The sequence below is a fragment of the Enterobacter cloacae complex sp. I3 genome (assembly GCF_014896175.1).
Taxonomy (GTDB): domain Bacteria; phylum Pseudomonadota; class Gammaproteobacteria; order Enterobacterales; family Enterobacteriaceae; genus Enterobacter; species Enterobacter bugandensis.
In genome coordinates this window covers 141,074-156,900 of the sequence record NZ_JADBQZ010000003.1, presented here as the reverse complement: position 1 = coordinate 156,900, position 15,827 = coordinate 141,074, and the positions used below count along the sequence as shown (strand labels likewise).

The 15,827-nt window shown below is 58.2% G+C and carries 17 protein-coding genes; 15 read left to right on the top strand and 2 right to left on the bottom strand.

What is annotated here, in order from left to right; all coding sequences use genetic code 11:
* The first annotated feature begins 45 nt into the window (after nucleotides 1–45).
* A complete protein-coding gene (queE, locus tag IM271_RS03285; protein ID WP_028014249.1) occupies nucleotides 46–717 on the top strand; it encodes a 7-carboxy-7-deazaguanine synthase QueE in 672 nt (223 codons plus the stop codon).
* A 28-nt stretch (nucleotides 718–745) separates the two neighbouring features.
* Here queE and queD read toward each other — a convergent pair whose 3' ends face one another.
* The gene (gene queD, locus IM271_RS03280) at nucleotides 746–1,108 is read right to left on the bottom strand and encodes a 6-carboxytetrahydropterin synthase QueD (protein ID WP_003862700.1); all 363 of its coding nucleotides are present in this window, start codon (nucleotides 1,106–1,108) and stop codon (nucleotides 746–748) included.
* A gap of 306 nt (nucleotides 1,109–1,414) precedes the next feature.
* On the opposite strand from queD, the gene cysJ reads away from it, so the two are divergent.
* Genes cysJ through cysH form a run of 3 tightly spaced genes read left to right on the top strand, consistent with a single transcriptional unit; the run spans nucleotide 1,415 to nucleotide 5,682 of the window.
* The gene (gene cysJ, locus IM271_RS03275) at nucleotides 1,415–3,220 is read left to right on the top strand and encodes an NADPH-dependent assimilatory sulfite reductase flavoprotein subunit (RefSeq protein WP_193052165.1); all 1,806 of its coding nucleotides are present in this window, start codon (nucleotides 1,415–1,417) and stop codon (nucleotides 3,218–3,220) included.
* A complete protein-coding gene (gene cysI, locus IM271_RS03270; protein ID WP_193052164.1) occupies nucleotides 3,220–4,932 on the top strand; it encodes an assimilatory sulfite reductase (NADPH) hemoprotein subunit in 1,713 nt (570 codons plus the stop codon). The genes cysJ and cysI overlap by 1 nt, the downstream gene beginning before the upstream one ends.
* Before the next feature lie 15 nt (nucleotides 4,933–4,947).
* Nucleotides 4,948–5,682: a phosphoadenosine phosphosulfate reductase gene (gene cysH, locus IM271_RS03265; protein WP_023344813.1), complete on the top strand. Its 735-nt coding sequence runs from the start codon at nucleotides 4,948–4,950 to the stop codon at nucleotides 5,680–5,682.
* A 71-nt stretch (nucleotides 5,683–5,753) separates the two neighbouring features.
* Here the strand turns inward: cysH and IM271_RS03260 are convergent, their stop codons facing one another.
* Entirely contained in the window at nucleotides 5,754–6,797 is a 1,044-nt protein-coding gene (locus tag IM271_RS03260; RefSeq protein ID WP_193052163.1) for an aminopeptidase, read from the bottom strand.
* Between the two features lie 246 nt (nucleotides 6,798–7,043).
* Between IM271_RS03260 and cysG the strand changes: the two genes are divergently transcribed.
* The 11 genes from cysG (at nucleotide 7,044) to IM271_RS03205 (ending at nucleotide 15,743) form a co-directional block, all read left to right on the top strand.
* Nucleotides 7,044–8,393 (top strand): siroheme synthase CysG, encoded by a 1,350-nt coding sequence (gene cysG, locus IM271_RS03255; RefSeq protein ID WP_193052187.1) that lies wholly within the window; start codon nucleotides 7,044–7,046, stop codon nucleotides 8,391–8,393.
* Nucleotides 8,394–8,402: 9 nt separating this feature from the next.
* A complete protein-coding gene (gene cysD / locus IM271_RS03250; protein ID WP_008499613.1) occupies nucleotides 8,403–9,311 on the top strand; it encodes a sulfate adenylyltransferase subunit CysD in 909 nt (302 codons plus the stop codon).
* A 9-nt stretch (nucleotides 9,312–9,320) separates the two neighbouring features.
* Complete coding sequence (cysN, locus tag IM271_RS03245) at nucleotides 9,321–10,745, top strand: sulfate adenylyltransferase subunit CysN (RefSeq protein ID WP_193052162.1); 1,425 nt, start codon at nucleotides 9,321–9,323, stop codon at nucleotides 10,743–10,745.
* Nucleotides 10,745–11,350 (top strand): adenylyl-sulfate kinase, encoded by a 606-nt coding sequence (gene cysC / locus IM271_RS03240; RefSeq protein ID WP_028014242.1) that lies wholly within the window; start codon nucleotides 10,745–10,747, stop codon nucleotides 11,348–11,350. The genes cysN and cysC overlap by 1 nt, the downstream gene beginning before the upstream one ends.
* Nucleotides 11,351–11,408: 58 nt before the next feature.
* Nucleotides 11,409–11,735 (top strand): DUF3561 family protein, encoded by a 327-nt coding sequence (locus IM271_RS03235; RefSeq protein WP_028014241.1) that lies wholly within the window; start codon nucleotides 11,409–11,411, stop codon nucleotides 11,733–11,735.
* 79 nt (nucleotides 11,736–11,814) lie between these two features.
* Entirely contained in the window at nucleotides 11,815–12,126 is a 312-nt protein-coding gene (gene ftsB / locus IM271_RS03230; protein ID WP_003862095.1) for a cell division protein FtsB, read from the top strand.
* Between the two features lie 19 nt (nucleotides 12,127–12,145).
* Nucleotides 12,146–12,856: a 2-C-methyl-D-erythritol 4-phosphate cytidylyltransferase gene (gene ispD, locus IM271_RS03225; RefSeq protein ID WP_028014240.1), complete on the top strand. Its 711-nt coding sequence runs from the start codon at nucleotides 12,146–12,148 to the stop codon at nucleotides 12,854–12,856.
* Nucleotides 12,856–13,335 carry a 2-C-methyl-D-erythritol 2,4-cyclodiphosphate synthase gene (gene ispF / locus IM271_RS03220; RefSeq protein ID WP_126817272.1) on the top strand — a complete coding sequence of 160 codons (480 nt, stop codon included), beginning with the start codon at nucleotides 12,856–12,858 and terminating at the stop codon, nucleotides 13,333–13,335. The genes ispD and ispF overlap by 1 nt, the downstream gene beginning before the upstream one ends.
* A complete protein-coding gene (gene truD, locus IM271_RS03215; protein ID WP_193052161.1) occupies nucleotides 13,332–14,381 on the top strand; it encodes a tRNA pseudouridine(13) synthase TruD in 1,050 nt (349 codons plus the stop codon). Before ispF ends, truD begins: the two co-directional genes overlap by 4 nt.
* Nucleotides 14,362–15,123: a 5'/3'-nucleotidase SurE gene (gene surE / locus IM271_RS03210; protein WP_041908434.1), complete on the top strand. Its 762-nt coding sequence runs from the start codon at nucleotides 14,362–14,364 to the stop codon at nucleotides 15,121–15,123. Before truD ends, surE begins: the two co-directional genes overlap by 20 nt.
* A complete protein-coding gene (locus IM271_RS03205) occupies nucleotides 15,117–15,743 on the top strand; it encodes a protein-L-isoaspartate(D-aspartate) O-methyltransferase (protein WP_028014237.1) in 627 nt (208 codons plus the stop codon). Before surE ends, IM271_RS03205 begins: the two co-directional genes overlap by 7 nt.
* Nucleotides 15,744–15,827: the final 84 nt, after the last annotated feature.

Sequence of the window (15,827 nt, the reverse complement as noted above, 5' to 3'; positions counted from 1 at the left end):
GGGGATCTGCGATACTTATCGTTTATCCCCTTTACTGAGATGACTATGCAGTACCCGATTAACGAGATGTTCCAGACCCTGCAAGGCGAGGGTTACTTTACCGGCGTTCCCGCTATCTTTATTCGTTTACAGGGATGCCCGGTTGGCTGTGCCTGGTGTGATACCAAACATACGTGGGATAAGCTCGCAGATCGGGAAGTGTCGCTGTTTAGCATTCTGGCGAAAACCAAAGAGAGTGATAAGTGGGGCGCGGGCAGTGCAGAAGACCTGCTGGCCATAATTGGTCGCCAGGGCTGGACGGCTCGCCACGTCGTCATCACCGGCGGCGAACCCTGCATTCACGATCTGACGCCGCTGACCGAGCTGCTCGAAAAGAACGGCTACAGCTGCCAGATTGAGACCAGCGGCACCCATGAAGTGCGCTGTTCACACACCACCTGGGTGACGGTATCGCCAAAAGTGAATATGCGTGGCGGGTATGACGTGCTGTCTCAGGCGCTGGAGCGCGCGGATGAAATTAAGCATCCGGTAGGACGCGTACGTGATATCGAAGCGCTGGATGAACTGCTGGCAACGCTGACGGATGAGAAGCAGCGGGTAATCGCCCTGCAGCCGATCAGCCAGAAAGAAGATGCGACGCGCCTGTGCATTGAAACCTGCATTGCGCGCAACTGGCGGCTGTCGATGCAGACGCACAAGTATCTGAATATTGCCTAAAAAAAAGCCCGGTTTTGCCGGGCTTTTTTTACTCTCCGCGATACACGCAGCCTGCCGTGCAGGTTTCTTTGATCATCACCGCGCTCAGCAGCGGTACCAGCGGCTTCATCTGATCCCAGATCCATTTTGCCAGCACTTCGCTGGTCGGGTTTTCCAGACCCGGAATATCGTTGAGATAGTAGTGATCCAGACGATCGTAGGTCGGCTTAAACGCGGCCTTCAGCTCGGCAAAGTCCATGATCCAACCGGTATGCGGATCAACTTCACCGGTGATCTCAAGACGCACCATAAACGAATGCCCGTGCAGGCGGCCGCATTTATGTCCTGCAGGAACGTGCGGAAGGTGGTGGGCGGCTTCGAAGGTGAAATCTTTAAACAGTGTGGTGGACATGATCGCTCTCAGTAATGCGGAAAAAACCGCCGCATAGTACCGGAAAGCACAATTTTTAGCATTAACTAAAACGGCTCTGAACGGTGAACGCCCGGTATTCAGGGTGATTATTGGTTTTTATTGTTTTATTTCAAATGGTTATTCAATCGTTTTTATCGCTAAGAACGATAACTAAAACAGGTTAGTCCATTTGGTTATTTATTATTTCCATCCCTTCTTTAATTGTTATTATCCACGCCGTTAACCTTATCTTCAGTTTGGATTTATTCGCTTAAAGTCCGCTTGGCTACTGGAACATAACGACGCATGACAACACAGGCCCCACCTTCAAATTTGCTTCCCCTTAACCCGGAGCAACTGGCGCGCCTTCAGGCTGCCACCTCTGATTTTTCTCCCACTCAGCTTGCCTGGGTCTCCGGTTATTTCTGGGGAATGCTCAACCAGCAGCCTGGCGCGGTGGCTGGCGCACCGGCAACGGCCGTGGAAATTCCTGCCATTACGCTGATAAGCGCCTCGCAGACGGGCAACGCCCGCCGCGTGGCCGAAGCGCTACGTGATGATCTGCTGGCCGCCAAACTGAACGTGAACCTGGTCAACGCCGGGGATTATAAATTCAAACAAATCGCGTCAGAAAAACTGCTGGTGATGGTCGCCTCGACCCAGGGTGAAGGTGAACCCGCTGAAGAAGCGGTGGCGCTGCATAAGTTCCTGTTCTCGAAAAAAGCGCCGAAGCTGAACGGCACGGCGTTTGCCGTCTTTGGCCTGGGCGATACCTCCTATGAATTCTTCTGCCAGTCCGGTAAAGACTTCGACAGCAAGCTGGCGGAGCTGGGCGCGGAGCGCCTGCTGGACCGCGTGGACGCGGATGTGGAATACCAGACTGCCGCCGCTGAATGGCGTGCGCGCATCGTTGAGGTATTGAAAGCCCGCGTCCCGAAAGAGACGCCAGCACAGGCCGCGGTGACCGCTGCGGGCACCGTCAATGAGATCCACACCAGCCCGTACACCAAAGAGTCGCCGCTGACGGCGAGCCTGTCGGTGAACCAGAAAATTACGGGCCGCGACTCGGAAAAAGACGTGCGCCATATTGAAATCGATCTTGGCGACTCCGGCCTGCGCTATCAGCCTGGCGATGCGCTGGGCGTCTGGTATCAGAACGATCCGGCGCTGGTGAAAGAGCTGGTGGAACTGCTGTGGCTGAAGGGTGACGAGCCCGTCACCGTTGACGGCAAAACCCAGCCACTTTCAGAGGCGCTGCAGTGGCATTTCGAGCTGACGGTGAACACCCCGAATATCGTCGAGAATTATGCCACCCTAACGCGCAGCGAATCCCTGCTGCCGCTGGTGGGCGACAAAGCGAAGCTGCAGCATTACGCCGCGACGACGCCGATTGTCGATATGGTGCGTTTCTCTCCGGCACAGCTGGATGCCGATGCGCTGATCGGTCTGCTGCGTCCGCTGACCCCACGCCTGTACTCTATCGCCTCTTCCCAGGCGGAAGTGGAAAGCGAAGTTCACGTTACCGTCGGCGTGGTGCGCTACGACATCGAAGGCCGCGCCCGCGCGGGTGGGGCATCAAGCTTCCTGGCGGACCGCGTGGAAGAAGAGGGCGAGGTGCGCGTCTTTATCGAGCACAACGACAACTTCCGCCTGCCGGCGAACCCGGAGACGCCGGTGATCATGATTGGCCCGGGCACCGGCATCGCGCCGTTCCGCGCCTTTATGCAGCAGCGTGCCGCGGACGACGCGCCGGGTAAAAACTGGCTGTTCTTCGGCAACCCGCACTTTACCGAAGATTTCCTCTACCAGGTTGAGTGGCAGCGCTACGTCAAAGAGGGCGTACTGACCCGCATCGATCTGGCCTGGTCCCGCGATCAGAAAGAAAAAGTATACGTACAAGACAAACTGCGCGAACAGGGCGCAGAGCTGTGGCGCTGGATCAATGACGGTGCCCACATTTATGTCTGCGGCGACGCCAATCGCATGGCGAAAGACGTTGAGCAGGCACTGCTGGAAGTGATTGCCGAATTCGGCGGTATGGATGCCGAAACGGCGGACGAATTTTTAAGTGAGCTGCGCGTTGAGCGCCGTTATCAGCGAGATGTCTACTAATGAGCGAAAAACATCCAGGGCCACTGGTGGTCGAAGGTAAACTGACAGACGCCGAGCGCATGAAGCTGGAAAGCAACTATCTGCGCGGCACCATTGCTGAAGATCTGAATGACGGTCTCACCGGCGGTTTCAAAGGCGACAACTTCCTGCTGATTCGCTTCCACGGCATGTATCAGCAGGACGACCGCGATATACGCGCCGAGCGTGCAGAACAGAAGCTGGAGCCGCGTCACGCGATGCTGCTGCGCTGCCGTCTGCCGGGCGGGGTGATTACCACCAAACAGTGGCAGGCGATCGACAAGTTTGCCGGTGAAAACACGATCTACGGCAGCATCCGTCTGACTAACCGTCAGACCTTCCAGTTCCACGGCATTCTGAAGAAGAACGTCAAGCCGGTGCACCAGATGCTGCACTCCGTTGGGCTGGACGCGCTGGCGACCGCCAACGACATGAACCGTAACGTGCTCTGCACCTCGAACCCGTATGAGTCCGAGCTGCACGCCGAAGCGTACGAGTGGGCGAAGAAGATCTCCGAGCACCTGCTGCCGCGTACGCGCGCCTATGCTGAGATCTGGCTCGATCAGGAAAAAGTCGCGACCACCGACGAAGAGCCGATCCTTGGCCAGACCTACCTGCCGCGTAAGTTCAAAACCACGGTGGTGATCCCGCCGCAGAACGATATCGACCTGCACGCCAACGACATGAACTTCGTGGCAATTGCCGAAAACGGCAAGCTGATTGGCTTTAACCTGCTGGTGGGCGGCGGCCTGTCCATCGAACACGGTAACAAGAAAACCTACGCCCGCACCGCGAGCGAGTTCGGCTTCCTGCCGCTGGAGCACACGCTGGCCGTGGCCGAAGCGGTGGTGACCACCCAGCGCGACTGGGGTAATCGTACCGACCGTAAAAACGCGAAAACCAAATACACCCTGGAGCGCGTGGGCATCGAGACGTTCAAAGCGGAAGTGGAGCGTCGCGCGGGCATCAAGTTTGAGCCGATCCGCCCTTACGAATTCACCGGTCGCGGCGATCGCATCGGCTGGGTCAAAGGTATCGATAATAAATGGCACCTGACGCTGTTTATCGAAAACGGCCGCATTCTGGATTATCCGGGGCGTCCGCTGAAAACCGGTCTGCTGGAAATTGCGAAGATCCATAAGGGTGAGTTCCGCATTACCGCTAACCAGAACCTGATCATTGCCGGCGTGCCGGAGAGCCAGAAGGCGAAGATCGAGAAGCTGGCGCGCGATCACGGGTTAATGGATGCGGTCAAACCGCAGCGTGAAAACTCGATGGCCTGCGTGTCGTTCCCGACCTGCCCGCTGGCGATGGCCGAAGCGGAACGTTTCCTGCCGTCATTTACTGACAAGGTAGAAGCGATTCTGGAAAAACACGGTATTCCGGACGAGCATATTGTTATGCGCGTCACCGGCTGCCCGAACGGCTGCGGTCGCGCGATGCTGGCCGAGCTGGGGCTGGTGGGGAAAGCGCCGGGTCGTTACAACGTGCACCTTGGCGGCAATCGTATGGGGACGCGCATTCCGCGTATGTACCGTGAAAATATTACGGAACCGGAAATTCTTGATTCCATCGACGAGCTTGTCGGGCGCTGGGCGAAAGAGCGCGAAGCGGGTGAAGGCTTCGGCGACTTTACGGTGCGTGCGGGCATTATTCGCCCGGTGCTCGATCCCGCCAGGGATTTCTGGGAGTAATCACGAGAGGTAATTATGTCCGAACTCGATCTTAACGCCCTTAATGACCTGCCAAAAGTCGAACGCATTCTGGCGCTGGCAGAAACCAATGCCCACCTTGAAAAGCTGGACGCCGAAGGGCGCGTGGCGTGGGCGCTGGAAAACCTGCCGGGAGAGTATGTTCTCTCGTCGAGCTTTGGTATTCAGGCGGCGGTCAGCCTGCATCTGGTGAATCAGATCCGTCCGGACATTCCGGTGATCCTCACCGATACCGGCTATCTATTCCCGGAAACCTACCAGTTTATTGACGAGCTGACGGACAAGCTCAGGCTGAACCTGAAAGTTTATCGCGCGACGGAAAGCGCGGCCTGGCAGGAGGCGCGCTACGGCAAGCTGTGGGAGCAGGGCGTTGAGGGCATTGAGAAATACAATGAGATCAACAAAGTTGAGCCGATGAACCGGGCGCTGAAAGAGCTTAATGCCCAGACGTGGTTCGCGGGCCTGCGCCGTGAGCAGTCCGGCAGCCGGGCAACCTTACCGGTGCTGGCGGTGCAGCGCGGGGTGTTTAAAGTGCTGCCGATTATCGACTGGGATAACCGGACGGTGTATCAGTACCTGCAAAAGCACGGGCTGAAGTACCATCCGCTGTGGGATCAGGGCTATCTGTCGGTGGGCGACACCCACACCACGCGTAAGTGGGAACCGGGAATGGCGGAAGAAGAGACGCGATTCTTCGGGCTGAAGCGCGAGTGCGGGTTGCACGAAGGGTGATCCTTTATCCTCCCTCTCCCTGTGGGAGAGGGTTGGGGTGAGGGCTTCAGGCCCCGCTATACTTAAAAACCTCAGGCTTTTCCCGCTTTTGCCAGCTCCTTCACCAGCGGCAGCATCACCTTCACCACATCACGAGTGCGGTGCTCAATCCGCTGCGGCAGCGCGCGATCGATGTGCTGCTGATTATCCAGCATCACGTTATGCCAGCTGGTCCCGTCCGGAAAAGCCTTCGTTTTTGTTCGCTGCTGATAGCCGTCTTTCTTGCCCAGCGCCCAGTTAGTGGCTTCCACGTACAGCACCGGAATGCCCGCCTTATCGAACACTTCCCCGTCGCTGCAGCAGCCGGTGCCTCGCGGATAATTCGGGTTACCGCCGGGGTTGCTGGTGGCATAAACACCATGGCTACGGGCAATCGCCAGCGCGCGGTCGCGCGTTAGCTTGCGCACGGTACCCGGCGTACTCTGCCCGCTGTTGAAATAGAGCTTGTCGCCAACGATCAGGTTATCGAGGTTAATCACCAGCAGCGTATTTTTCTTCTCCTCAGCGCTCATGCGCTTAAGGAGATTCTCCGCGCCGAGTTTACCCTCTTCTTCGCCGCTGGTGGCGACGAAGCGAATGCCATATTGGGTGGGAATATCTTTCATCCGCTCGGCCAGCTCAAGCATCACGCCAAGACCCGCTGCGTTATCGTCCATGCCCTGCAGCGTCAGCCCGCCGAGGTTGTTATCAGTGTCGGTATCGCTGAGCGGGGCGTAGGTATCGAGGTGAGCCATGATAATAATCTGTTCAGCCGCGCTGCCTTCGTGGGCCGCAATCACCGTACTGCCGGTCACGTTATGCCAGTTTTTCGTTTTATTTCGTGAGGTATAGACGTAGCGGCTGTGAAACGATCGGATATCGCTCTGGTACCCCATGTCGGCAAACTGCTGACGAAGATAATCCGCGGAAAGCATTTCCGCTGGCGAGCCGGTCATGCGTCCGGGGAAAACGGTGGCAATATGCCGCGCCTGCATAGTGGCGATTTCACCATAAGGTTGGTTTTTTGCCTGGGCAGGAAGAATAAAGCAAACGCCGAGCGCCAGGGCAGCAATACGGTGGCGCGTTGCGGAAAACATAGTGAGTCCTTAAAAACAGAGCAAAATAATAACCCGCCTAGTATGAAACTGTGATCGTCCATACACAATTTGAATTGCTCTTAAATGCCCGAAATGACGCGCGTTAAGCACTTTTTGGTATTAGCTTTTTCATCGCGTTATTCCATTGAGTAACTACTCATTCCAATTCGTAATTTCATTCAGTCTAAGCCGCCCCCTATAGTCCCTCTATTCCTCGTTGTTAGTGAGTTGTTGCTTGTGGACTATCTGCCCTTATTTGCTGCGATTAAAGAGAAGCCGGTGCTGGTGGTTGGCACGGGTGAAATCGCCGATCGCAAAATTGCGTTTCTGCATCGCGCAGGGGCGCAGGTGCAGGTCGTTGCAGAGGCAGATTTTCACGAGTCACAAATCGACAGCGTTGTGCTGGTGATTGCGGCGACCGAAGATCGCGACCTTAACCGGCGGATCTCCGACGCCGCTCAGGCCCGTTACCGCCTGGTGAACGTGGTGGATGACCAGCCGTTATGCTCGTTCATCTTCCCGTCGATCGTTGACCGTTCGCCGCTGCTGGTGGCGATCTCCTCCGGCGGTACCGCGCCGGTGCTGGCGCGCGTGCTGCGGGAAAAAATCGAAGCGCTGCTGCCGACCAGTCTCGGGCGCATGGCGGAGAAAGCCAGCTACTGGCGCAACCATCTTAAAACCCGCCTGACCAGCGTGACGGAACGCCGCCGCTTCTGGGAACGCGTGTTTCGCGGCCGCTTTGCCAGCCTGATGCATGCCGGCAATGAGACGGCGGCGCAGAAAATCCTCGAGGACGAACTGGATAACCCCGGCAGCACGGGCGGAGAGATCATCCTGGTGGGCGCGGGGCCGGGCGATGCCGGGCTCCTGACGCTGCGCGGCCTGCAGGTGCTGCAGGACGCGGACGTGGTGTTTTATGACCATCTGGTCACCGACGGCGTGCGCGAGCTGATCCGTCGCGACGCGGAGCAGATCTGCGTCGGCAAGCGGGCGGGCGAGCACTCTGTGCCGCAGCACGACACTAACCAGATGCTGGTTGATGCCGCCAAAGCGGGCAAAACCGTAGTGCGCCTGAAAGGTGGCGATCCGTTTATCTTCGGTCGTGGTGGCGAAGAATTGCAGGCGGCCGCTGAAGCGGGCGTACCGTTCCAGGTGGTGCCCGGCATCACGGCGGCCTCTGCGGTGACGGCCTACGCGGGGATCCCGCTCACCCATCGCGATTATGCCCAGAGCGTCACCTTTGTGACCGGACACTACAAGGCCGACAGCACGCCGTTTGACTGGTCGCATCTCGCCCAGAGCCGCCAGACGCTGGCGATCTACATGGGCACCATGAAGGCGGCGGACATCAGCGAACAGCTTATTCAGCACGGCCGCGAGGCGACGACGCCGGTAGCCGTGATCTCCCGCGGTACGCGCGTCGATCAGCATGTCGCGACCGGCACATTACAAGACCTTGCAACCCTGGCGAAAGACGCTCCGATGCCCGCCCTGATCGTGGTGGGTGAAGTGGTACAGCTGCACAGCACGCTCGCCTGGTTCCAACACACAACCGATACGGAAGGCTTTGGTTCTTCTGTTATCAATTTGGCTTAAGGAACGGTTATGGACCAAAAACGACTTACTCACCTGCGGCAGCTCGAAGCGGAAAGTATCCATATTATCCGCGAAGTGGCCGCCGAGTTTTCTAACCCGGTGATGATGTACTCCATCGGTAAAGATTCCAGCGTCATGCTGCATCTGGCGCGTAAAGCGTTTTATCCGGGCACGCTGCCGTTCCCGCTGCTGCACGTGGACACCGGCTGGAAATTCCGCGAGATGTACGAGTTCCGCGACCGTACCGCCAAAGCCTACGGCTGCGAGCTGCTGGTGCATAAAAACCCGGAAGGAGTGGCGATGGGGATTAACCCGTTCGTGCACGGCAGCGCCAAACACACCGATATCATGAAGACCGAAGGGCTGAAGCAGGCGCTGAATAAATACGGTTTTGACGCGGCCTTCGGCGGCGCGCGCCGTGACGAAGAGAAATCCCGTGCTAAAGAGCGTATCTACTCCTTCCGTGACCGCTTCCACCGCTGGGACCCCAAAAACCAGCGCCCGGAGCTGTGGCACAACTACAACGGTCAGATTAACAAGGGCGAAAGCATCCGCGTCTTCCCGCTCTCCAACTGGACCGAGCTGGATATCTGGCAGTACATCTATCTGGAAAACATCGAAATCGTTCCGCTGTATCTGGCCGCCGAGCGCCCGGTGCTGGAGCGCGACGGCATGCTGATGATGATCGATGACGATCGCATCGACCTGCAGCCGGGCGAAGTGATTAAAAAACAGATGGTCCGTTTCCGCACCCTCGGCTGCTGGCCGCTGACCGGTGCGGTGGAATCGAACGCGCAGACGCTGCCGGAGATCATCGAAGAGATGCTGGTGTCGACCACCAGCGAGCGACAGGGGCGCGTGATTGACCGCGACCAGGCAGGCTCCATGGAGCTGAAGAAACGTCAGGGTTATTTCTAAGGAGCCGCCATGAACACCACTATTGCTCAACAAATTGCCAACGAAGGCGGCGTGGAAGCGTATCTGCACGCGCAGCAACACAAAAGCCTGCTGCGCTTTCTGACCTGCGGCAGCGTGGATGACGGGAAAAGTACCCTGATTGGCCGCCTGCTGCACGATACGCGACAGATTTACGAAGATCAGCTCTCTTCCCTGCATAATGACAGTAAGCGTCACGGCACCCAGGGTGAAAAACTCGACCTGGCGCTGCTGGTGGACGGCCTGCAGGCGGAGCGCGAGCAGGGCATCACCATTGACGTGGCCTACCGCTATTTCTCTACCGAGAAGCGCAAATTTATTATTGCCGACACCCCCGGGCACGAGCAGTACACCCGCAATATGGCGACCGGCGCGTCCACCTGCGATCTGGCAATCCTGCTGATGGACGCCCGCAAAGGCGTGCTGGATCAAACCCGTCGTCACAGCTTTATCTCGACGCTGCTGGGGATCAAACACCTGGTGGTGGCGGTCAACAAGATGGATCTGGTGAACTTCAGCGAAGAGAAGTTCGAGGAGATCCGCCAGAGCTATCTGACCTTTGCCGAACAGCTGCCGGGCAACCTGGATATCCGCTTTGTGCCGCTCTCGGCGCTGGAAGGGGATAACGTCGCGTCCCAGAGCGCGAACATGCCGTGGTACAGCGGCCCGACGCTGCTGGAAGTGCTGGAGACCGTTGAAATTCAGCGCGTGGTTGAGACTCAGCCGATGCGCTTCCCGGTGCAGTACGTCAACCGTCCAAACCTCGACTTCCGCGGCTTCTCCGGCACGATTGCCTCCGGGACCGTGAAGGTAGGGCAGCGCGTCAAGGTGCTGCCATCCGGTGTGGAGTCAGCAATAGCTCGCATCGTGACGTTCGACGGCGACCTGCAGGAAGCCGGGGCAGGGGAAGCGGTCACGCTGGTGCTGAAAGACGAAATTGATATCAGCCGCGGTGACCTGCTGGTCGACGCGCAGGAGACGCTGACGGCGGTGCAGGGCGCGTCCGTGGACGTGGTGTGGATGGCCGAACAGCCGCTGACCGCAGGCCAGAGCTACGACATCAAAATTGCGGGCAAGAAAACCCGCGCCCGCGTGGACGGCATTCAGTTCCAGGTGGACATCAACAACCTGACCCACCGTGACGTGAGCGAGCTGCCACTGAATGGTATTGGCCTGGTGGATCTGACCTTCGACGAGCCGCTGGTGCTGGATCCGTATCAGCAGAACCCGGTGACGGGCGGGCTGATCTTTATTGACCGCCTGACCAACGTTACCGTCGGTGCTGGCATGGTGCGCGAGCCTAACGCGCAGGTGAGCGTGACCTCTGAGTTCAGCGCCTTCGAGCTGGAGCTGAACGCGCTGGTGCGTAAGCACTTCCCGCACTGGGGCGCCCGCGATCTGCTGGGAGGCAAGTAATGGCCGCCCATGATGAGAACGTCGTCTGGCATCCTCATCCGGTCACCGTCGCCCAGCGCGAACAGCTCCACGGCCACCGTGGGGTGGTGCTGTGGTTTACCGGGCTGTCTGGCTCCGGTAAATCCACGGTGGCGGGCGCGCTGGAAGAGGCGCTGCATCAGCAGGGAGTAAGTACCTACCTGCTGGATGGCGACAACGTGCGTCACGGCCTGTGCAGCGATTTGGGGTTCAGCGACGACGACCGCAAAGAGAACATTCGCCGGGTAGGTGAAGTCGCCAGCCTGATGGCAGACGCCGGGCTGGTGGTGCTGACGGCGTTTATCTCACCGCACCGCGCCGAGCGCCAGATGGTGCGCGAGCGCGTGGGTCAGGATCGCTTTATCGAAGTGTTTGTCGATACGCCGCTGGAGATCTGCGAAGCGCGCGATCCGAAAGGGCTGTACAAAAAAGCGCGTGCCGGCGAGCTGCGAAACTTCACCGGAATTGACTCGGTTTACGAAGCGCCTGAATCGCCTGAGATTCACCTGGAAGGTCAACAATTGGTAACAAATTTAGTAAGCCAATTATTAGACCTGCTCAGACGGGACGATATTATCAGATCCTGAGGCGGTATCGTTCGGGAGCTGTCTTCCCGAACGATGAGTCACGGTCACAGGATTAGCTATGCGCAACAGTGAAAACTACATTATCACCACCGGGTCGGAACCGTTAACCACCGACAATGAGACGACCTGGTCCTTCCCTGGGGCGATAGTCGGCTTTGCGTCGTGGTTACTGGCGCTGGGTATCCCGTTTTTGATCTACGGTGGTAACACCCTTTTCTTCTTTCTCTACACCTGGCCCTTCTTCCTGGCGCTGATGCCCGTTGCGGTCGTTGTCGGGGTTGCGCTGCACTCCCTTTTCAACGGCAAGCTCCTGTACAGTACGGTTATCACGATTGCCACCGTTGTCGTCATCTTTGGCCTGCTGTTTTTATGGCTGATGGGCTAACTTGCGACATAATTAAAACCCCGCAGTAGAGTCGAACGGAAAGTTATGGGATGATGATGCCGTTTTTTCAGGGGGCAGGATGGGTAAACTAACGCTGCTGTTGCTGGCTTTGCTGGTCTGGCTGCAATATTCGTTGTGGTTCGGTAAGAACGGGCTGCACGACTACAGCCGGGTGAGCGATGACGTCGCGGCTCAGCAGGCAACAAATGCCAAACTTAAGGCGCGTAACGATCAACTCTTTGCTGAAATTGATGACCTCAATGGCGGCCAGGAGGCGATTGAGGAGCGCGCACGCAATGAACTCAGTATGACTAAGCCGGGCGAAACCTTTTATCGTCTGGTTCCGGATGCGTCTAAACGCAATCAGGGCTCAGCACAAAACAATCGATAATCAGGCCCAGGATTACGACATGGCAGCAACTTTTTCGGACGTATGTGCCGTGGTGCCGGCCGCAGGTTTTGGCCGGCGCATGCAGACAGAATGTCCCAAGCAGTACCTCTCAATTGGCGATAAAACGATCCTTGAGCACGCCGTGGCGGCGCTGCTGGCGCACCCGCGGGTGACGCACGTGGTCATCGCCATCAGTCCCGGCGATGCCCGCTTTGCGCAGCTGCCGCTGGCAAACCACCCACAGATTACCGTAGTTGATGGCGGCGCCGAGCGCGCCGATTCCGTGCTGGCGGGCATTCAGGCTGCCGGAAGCGCCCAGTGGGTGCTGGTCCATGACGCGGCACGTCCGTGCCTGCATCAGGACGACCTGGCACGCCTGCTGGCGCTGAGCGAAACCAGTAAAGTGGGCGGCATTCTGGCCGCGCCGGTGCGCGACACCATGAAGCGTGCCGAGCCGGGCAAGCGTGCTATCGCCCACACCGTTGAGCGCGTCGACTTATGGCACGCGCTGACGCCGCAATTTTTCCCCCGCGAACTGCTCCACGACTGCTTAACGCGTGCCCTTAATGAAGGCGCGACCATCACGGACGAAGCCTCCGCGCTGGAGTATTGCGGTTTTCACCCCACGCTTGTTGAAGGGCGCGCTGATAATATAAAAGTGACGCGCCCGGAAGATTTACAGCTCGCGGAATTTTATCTTACCCGTTCGACCCATCAGGAGAAGGCATAATGCGAATTGGACACGGTTTTGATGTACACGCCTTTGGCGGAGAAGGCCCAATTATCATTGGCGGCGTACGTATTCCTTACGAAAAAGGGCTGCTGGCGCATTCTGATGGCGACGTGGCGCTGCATGCGCTGACCGACGCGCTGCTCGGCGCTGCCGCGCTGGGTGATATCGGCAAGCTGTTCCCGGACACCGACCCTGCTTTTAAAGGGGCGGACAGCCGCGAACTGCTGCGCGAAGCGTGGCGCCGTATTCAGGCGAAAGGTTACTCCCTCGGCAACGTCGACGTGACGATTATTGCCCAGGCCCCGAAAATGCTGCCGCACATTCCGCAGATGCGCGTATTTATCGCTGAAGATCTGGGCTGCCATATGGACGACGTCAACGTCAAAGCCACCACCACGGAGAAGCTGGGCTTTACCGGTCGTGGCGAAGGGATTGCCTGTGAAGCCGTGGCGCTGCTGGTGAAGGCGGCAAAATGACGGACTTCGATAACCTGACATACCTGCACGGCAAGCCGCAGGGGAACGGGGTGCTGAAAGCCAGCCCGGAAGATTTCCTCGTGGTTGAGGATCTGGGTTTTGAGCCCGATGGCGAAGGCGAACATATCCTGGTGCGTATTCTGAAAAACGGCTGCAACACCCGCTTTGTGGCCGACGCGCTGGCAAAATTCCTCAAAATTCACGCCCGGGAAGTGAGCTTTGCCGGGCAGAAAGATAAACACGCCGTCACCGAGCAGTGGCTCTGCGCCCGCGTGCCCGGCAATGCGATGCCTGATTTAAGCAAATTTGAGCTTGAAGGCTGTAAGGTGCTGGAGTACGCCCGCCACAAGCGCAAGCTGCGCCTGGGGGCGTTGAAAGGCAACGCGTTTACGCTGGTGCTGCGCGAAGTGACTAACCGTGAAGATGTTGAAAAGCGCCTGAATGCCATCAATGAACGCGGCGTTCCGAACTACTTTGGCGCGCAGCGCTTTGGCATTGGCGGCAGCAACCTGCTGGGCGCGCTGCGCTGGGCGCAAAGCGATGCGCCGGTGCGCGACAGGAATAAACGCAGTTTTTGGTTGTCGGCGGCCCGCAGCGCGTTGTTTAATCAGATTGTGAGCGAAAGGCTGAAAAAACCGGACGCGAATCAAGTTGTTGTTGGCGATGCGCTACAATTAGCGGGACGCGGAAGCTGGTTTGTGGCAACGGCCGAAGAAATGGCCGATGTGCAGTCGCGCGTGGATGCCAAAGCGCTGATGATTACCGCAGCTTTGCCGGGCTCAGGCGACTGGGGCACCCAGGGCGACGCGTTGAGCGCTGAGCAGTCCGCCGTGGCGGATGCGCCGGAATTACAATCCTTGCTGGTGCGGGAAAAAGTCGAAGCAGCGCGCCGCGCGATGCTGCTCTATCCGCAGCAGTTAAGCTGGAACTGGTGGGATGACGTTACCGTCGAGTTACGCTTCTGGCTGCCGGCAGGTAGCTTTGCCACCAGTGTTGTCAGGGAACTAATCAACACCTCGGGTGATTATGCGAATATTGCTGAGTAACGATGACGGGATCCACGCGCCGGGCATTCAGACCCTGGCGAAGCACCTCCGTGAATTTGCGGATGTGCAGGTCGTGGCCCCCGATCGTAACCGCAGTGGAGCGTCTAACTCACTGACGCTGGAGTCGTCGCTTCGCACCTTTACCTTTGAAAATGGCGATATTGCCGTGCAGATGGGCACGCCGACGGACTGCGTGTTTCTGGGCGTGAACGCGCTGATGCGCCCGCGTCCGGATATCGTCGTCTCCGGCATTAACGCCGGGCCGAACCTCGGCGATGACGTGATTTACTCCGGAACGGTAGCGGCGGCAATGGAAGGGCGCCATCTGGGGTTCCCGGCGCTGGCGGTCTCGTTAAACGGCCACACGCACTACGATACCGCCGCCGCGGTGACCTGCTCGATCCTGCGGGCGCTCGGCCGCGAGCCGCTGCGTACCGGGCGCATTCTCAATATCAACGTGCCGGATCTTCCTCTTAATGAAATTAAGGGCATTCGCGTTACGCGCTGCGGAAGCCGGCATCCGGCCGATCAGGTGATCCCGCAGCAGGATCCTCGCGGCAACACGCTGTACTGGATCGGGCCTCCCGGCGATAAGTGCGATGCGGGTCCGGACACCGACTTTGCCGCCGTGGATGATGGCTATGTCTCGGTCACTCCGCTGCACGTAGATTTAACCGCGTATAGCGCGCATGATGTGGTGTCGGGCTGGCTGGATCGCGCAGGAGTGAACGCGCAATGGTAAGCAAACGTGTACAAACTCTTCTGGAACAACTTCGCGCACAGGGGATCCGCGACGAGCACGTGCTTGAAGCGCTCGCTCAGGTCCCGCGTGAGAAATTTGTAGACGAGGCGTTTGAACACAAAGCGTGGGAAAACGTAGCGCTGCCCATTGGGCAAGGCCAGACGATTTCGCAGCCTTATATGGTGGCGCGGATGACGGAGCTGCTGGAGCTCACGCCCGACTCACGCGTGCTGGAGATTGGCACCGGGTCGGGGTATCAGACCGCCATCCTGGCGCATCTGGTACACCATGTCTGTTCCGTAGAGCGGATTAAAGGTTTGCAATGGCAGGCGCGTCGTCGCCTGAAACAACTTGATTTACATAATGTTTCGACACGACACGGTGATGGATGGCAGGGTTGGCAGGCTCGCGCCCCGTTTGACGCTATCATCGTGACGGCGGCTCCGCCTGAAATTCCCGCAGCGCTCTTGTCGCAGCTGGATGAGGGGGGCATTCTTGTTTTGCCCGTCGGGGACGAGCAGCAGCTATTGAAGCGCGTTCGTCGGCGCGGCGGCGAGTATATTATCGACACCGTGGAAGCCGTGCGCTTTGTGCCTCTGGTAAAGGGGGAGTTGGCCTGAGACTCGGATTTATCCAGGGTTATTAAGGCAAATTCAGCGTATGGTGTGGCGCGAAAGATTCGTGTCATCACGGTAAATTTTAAG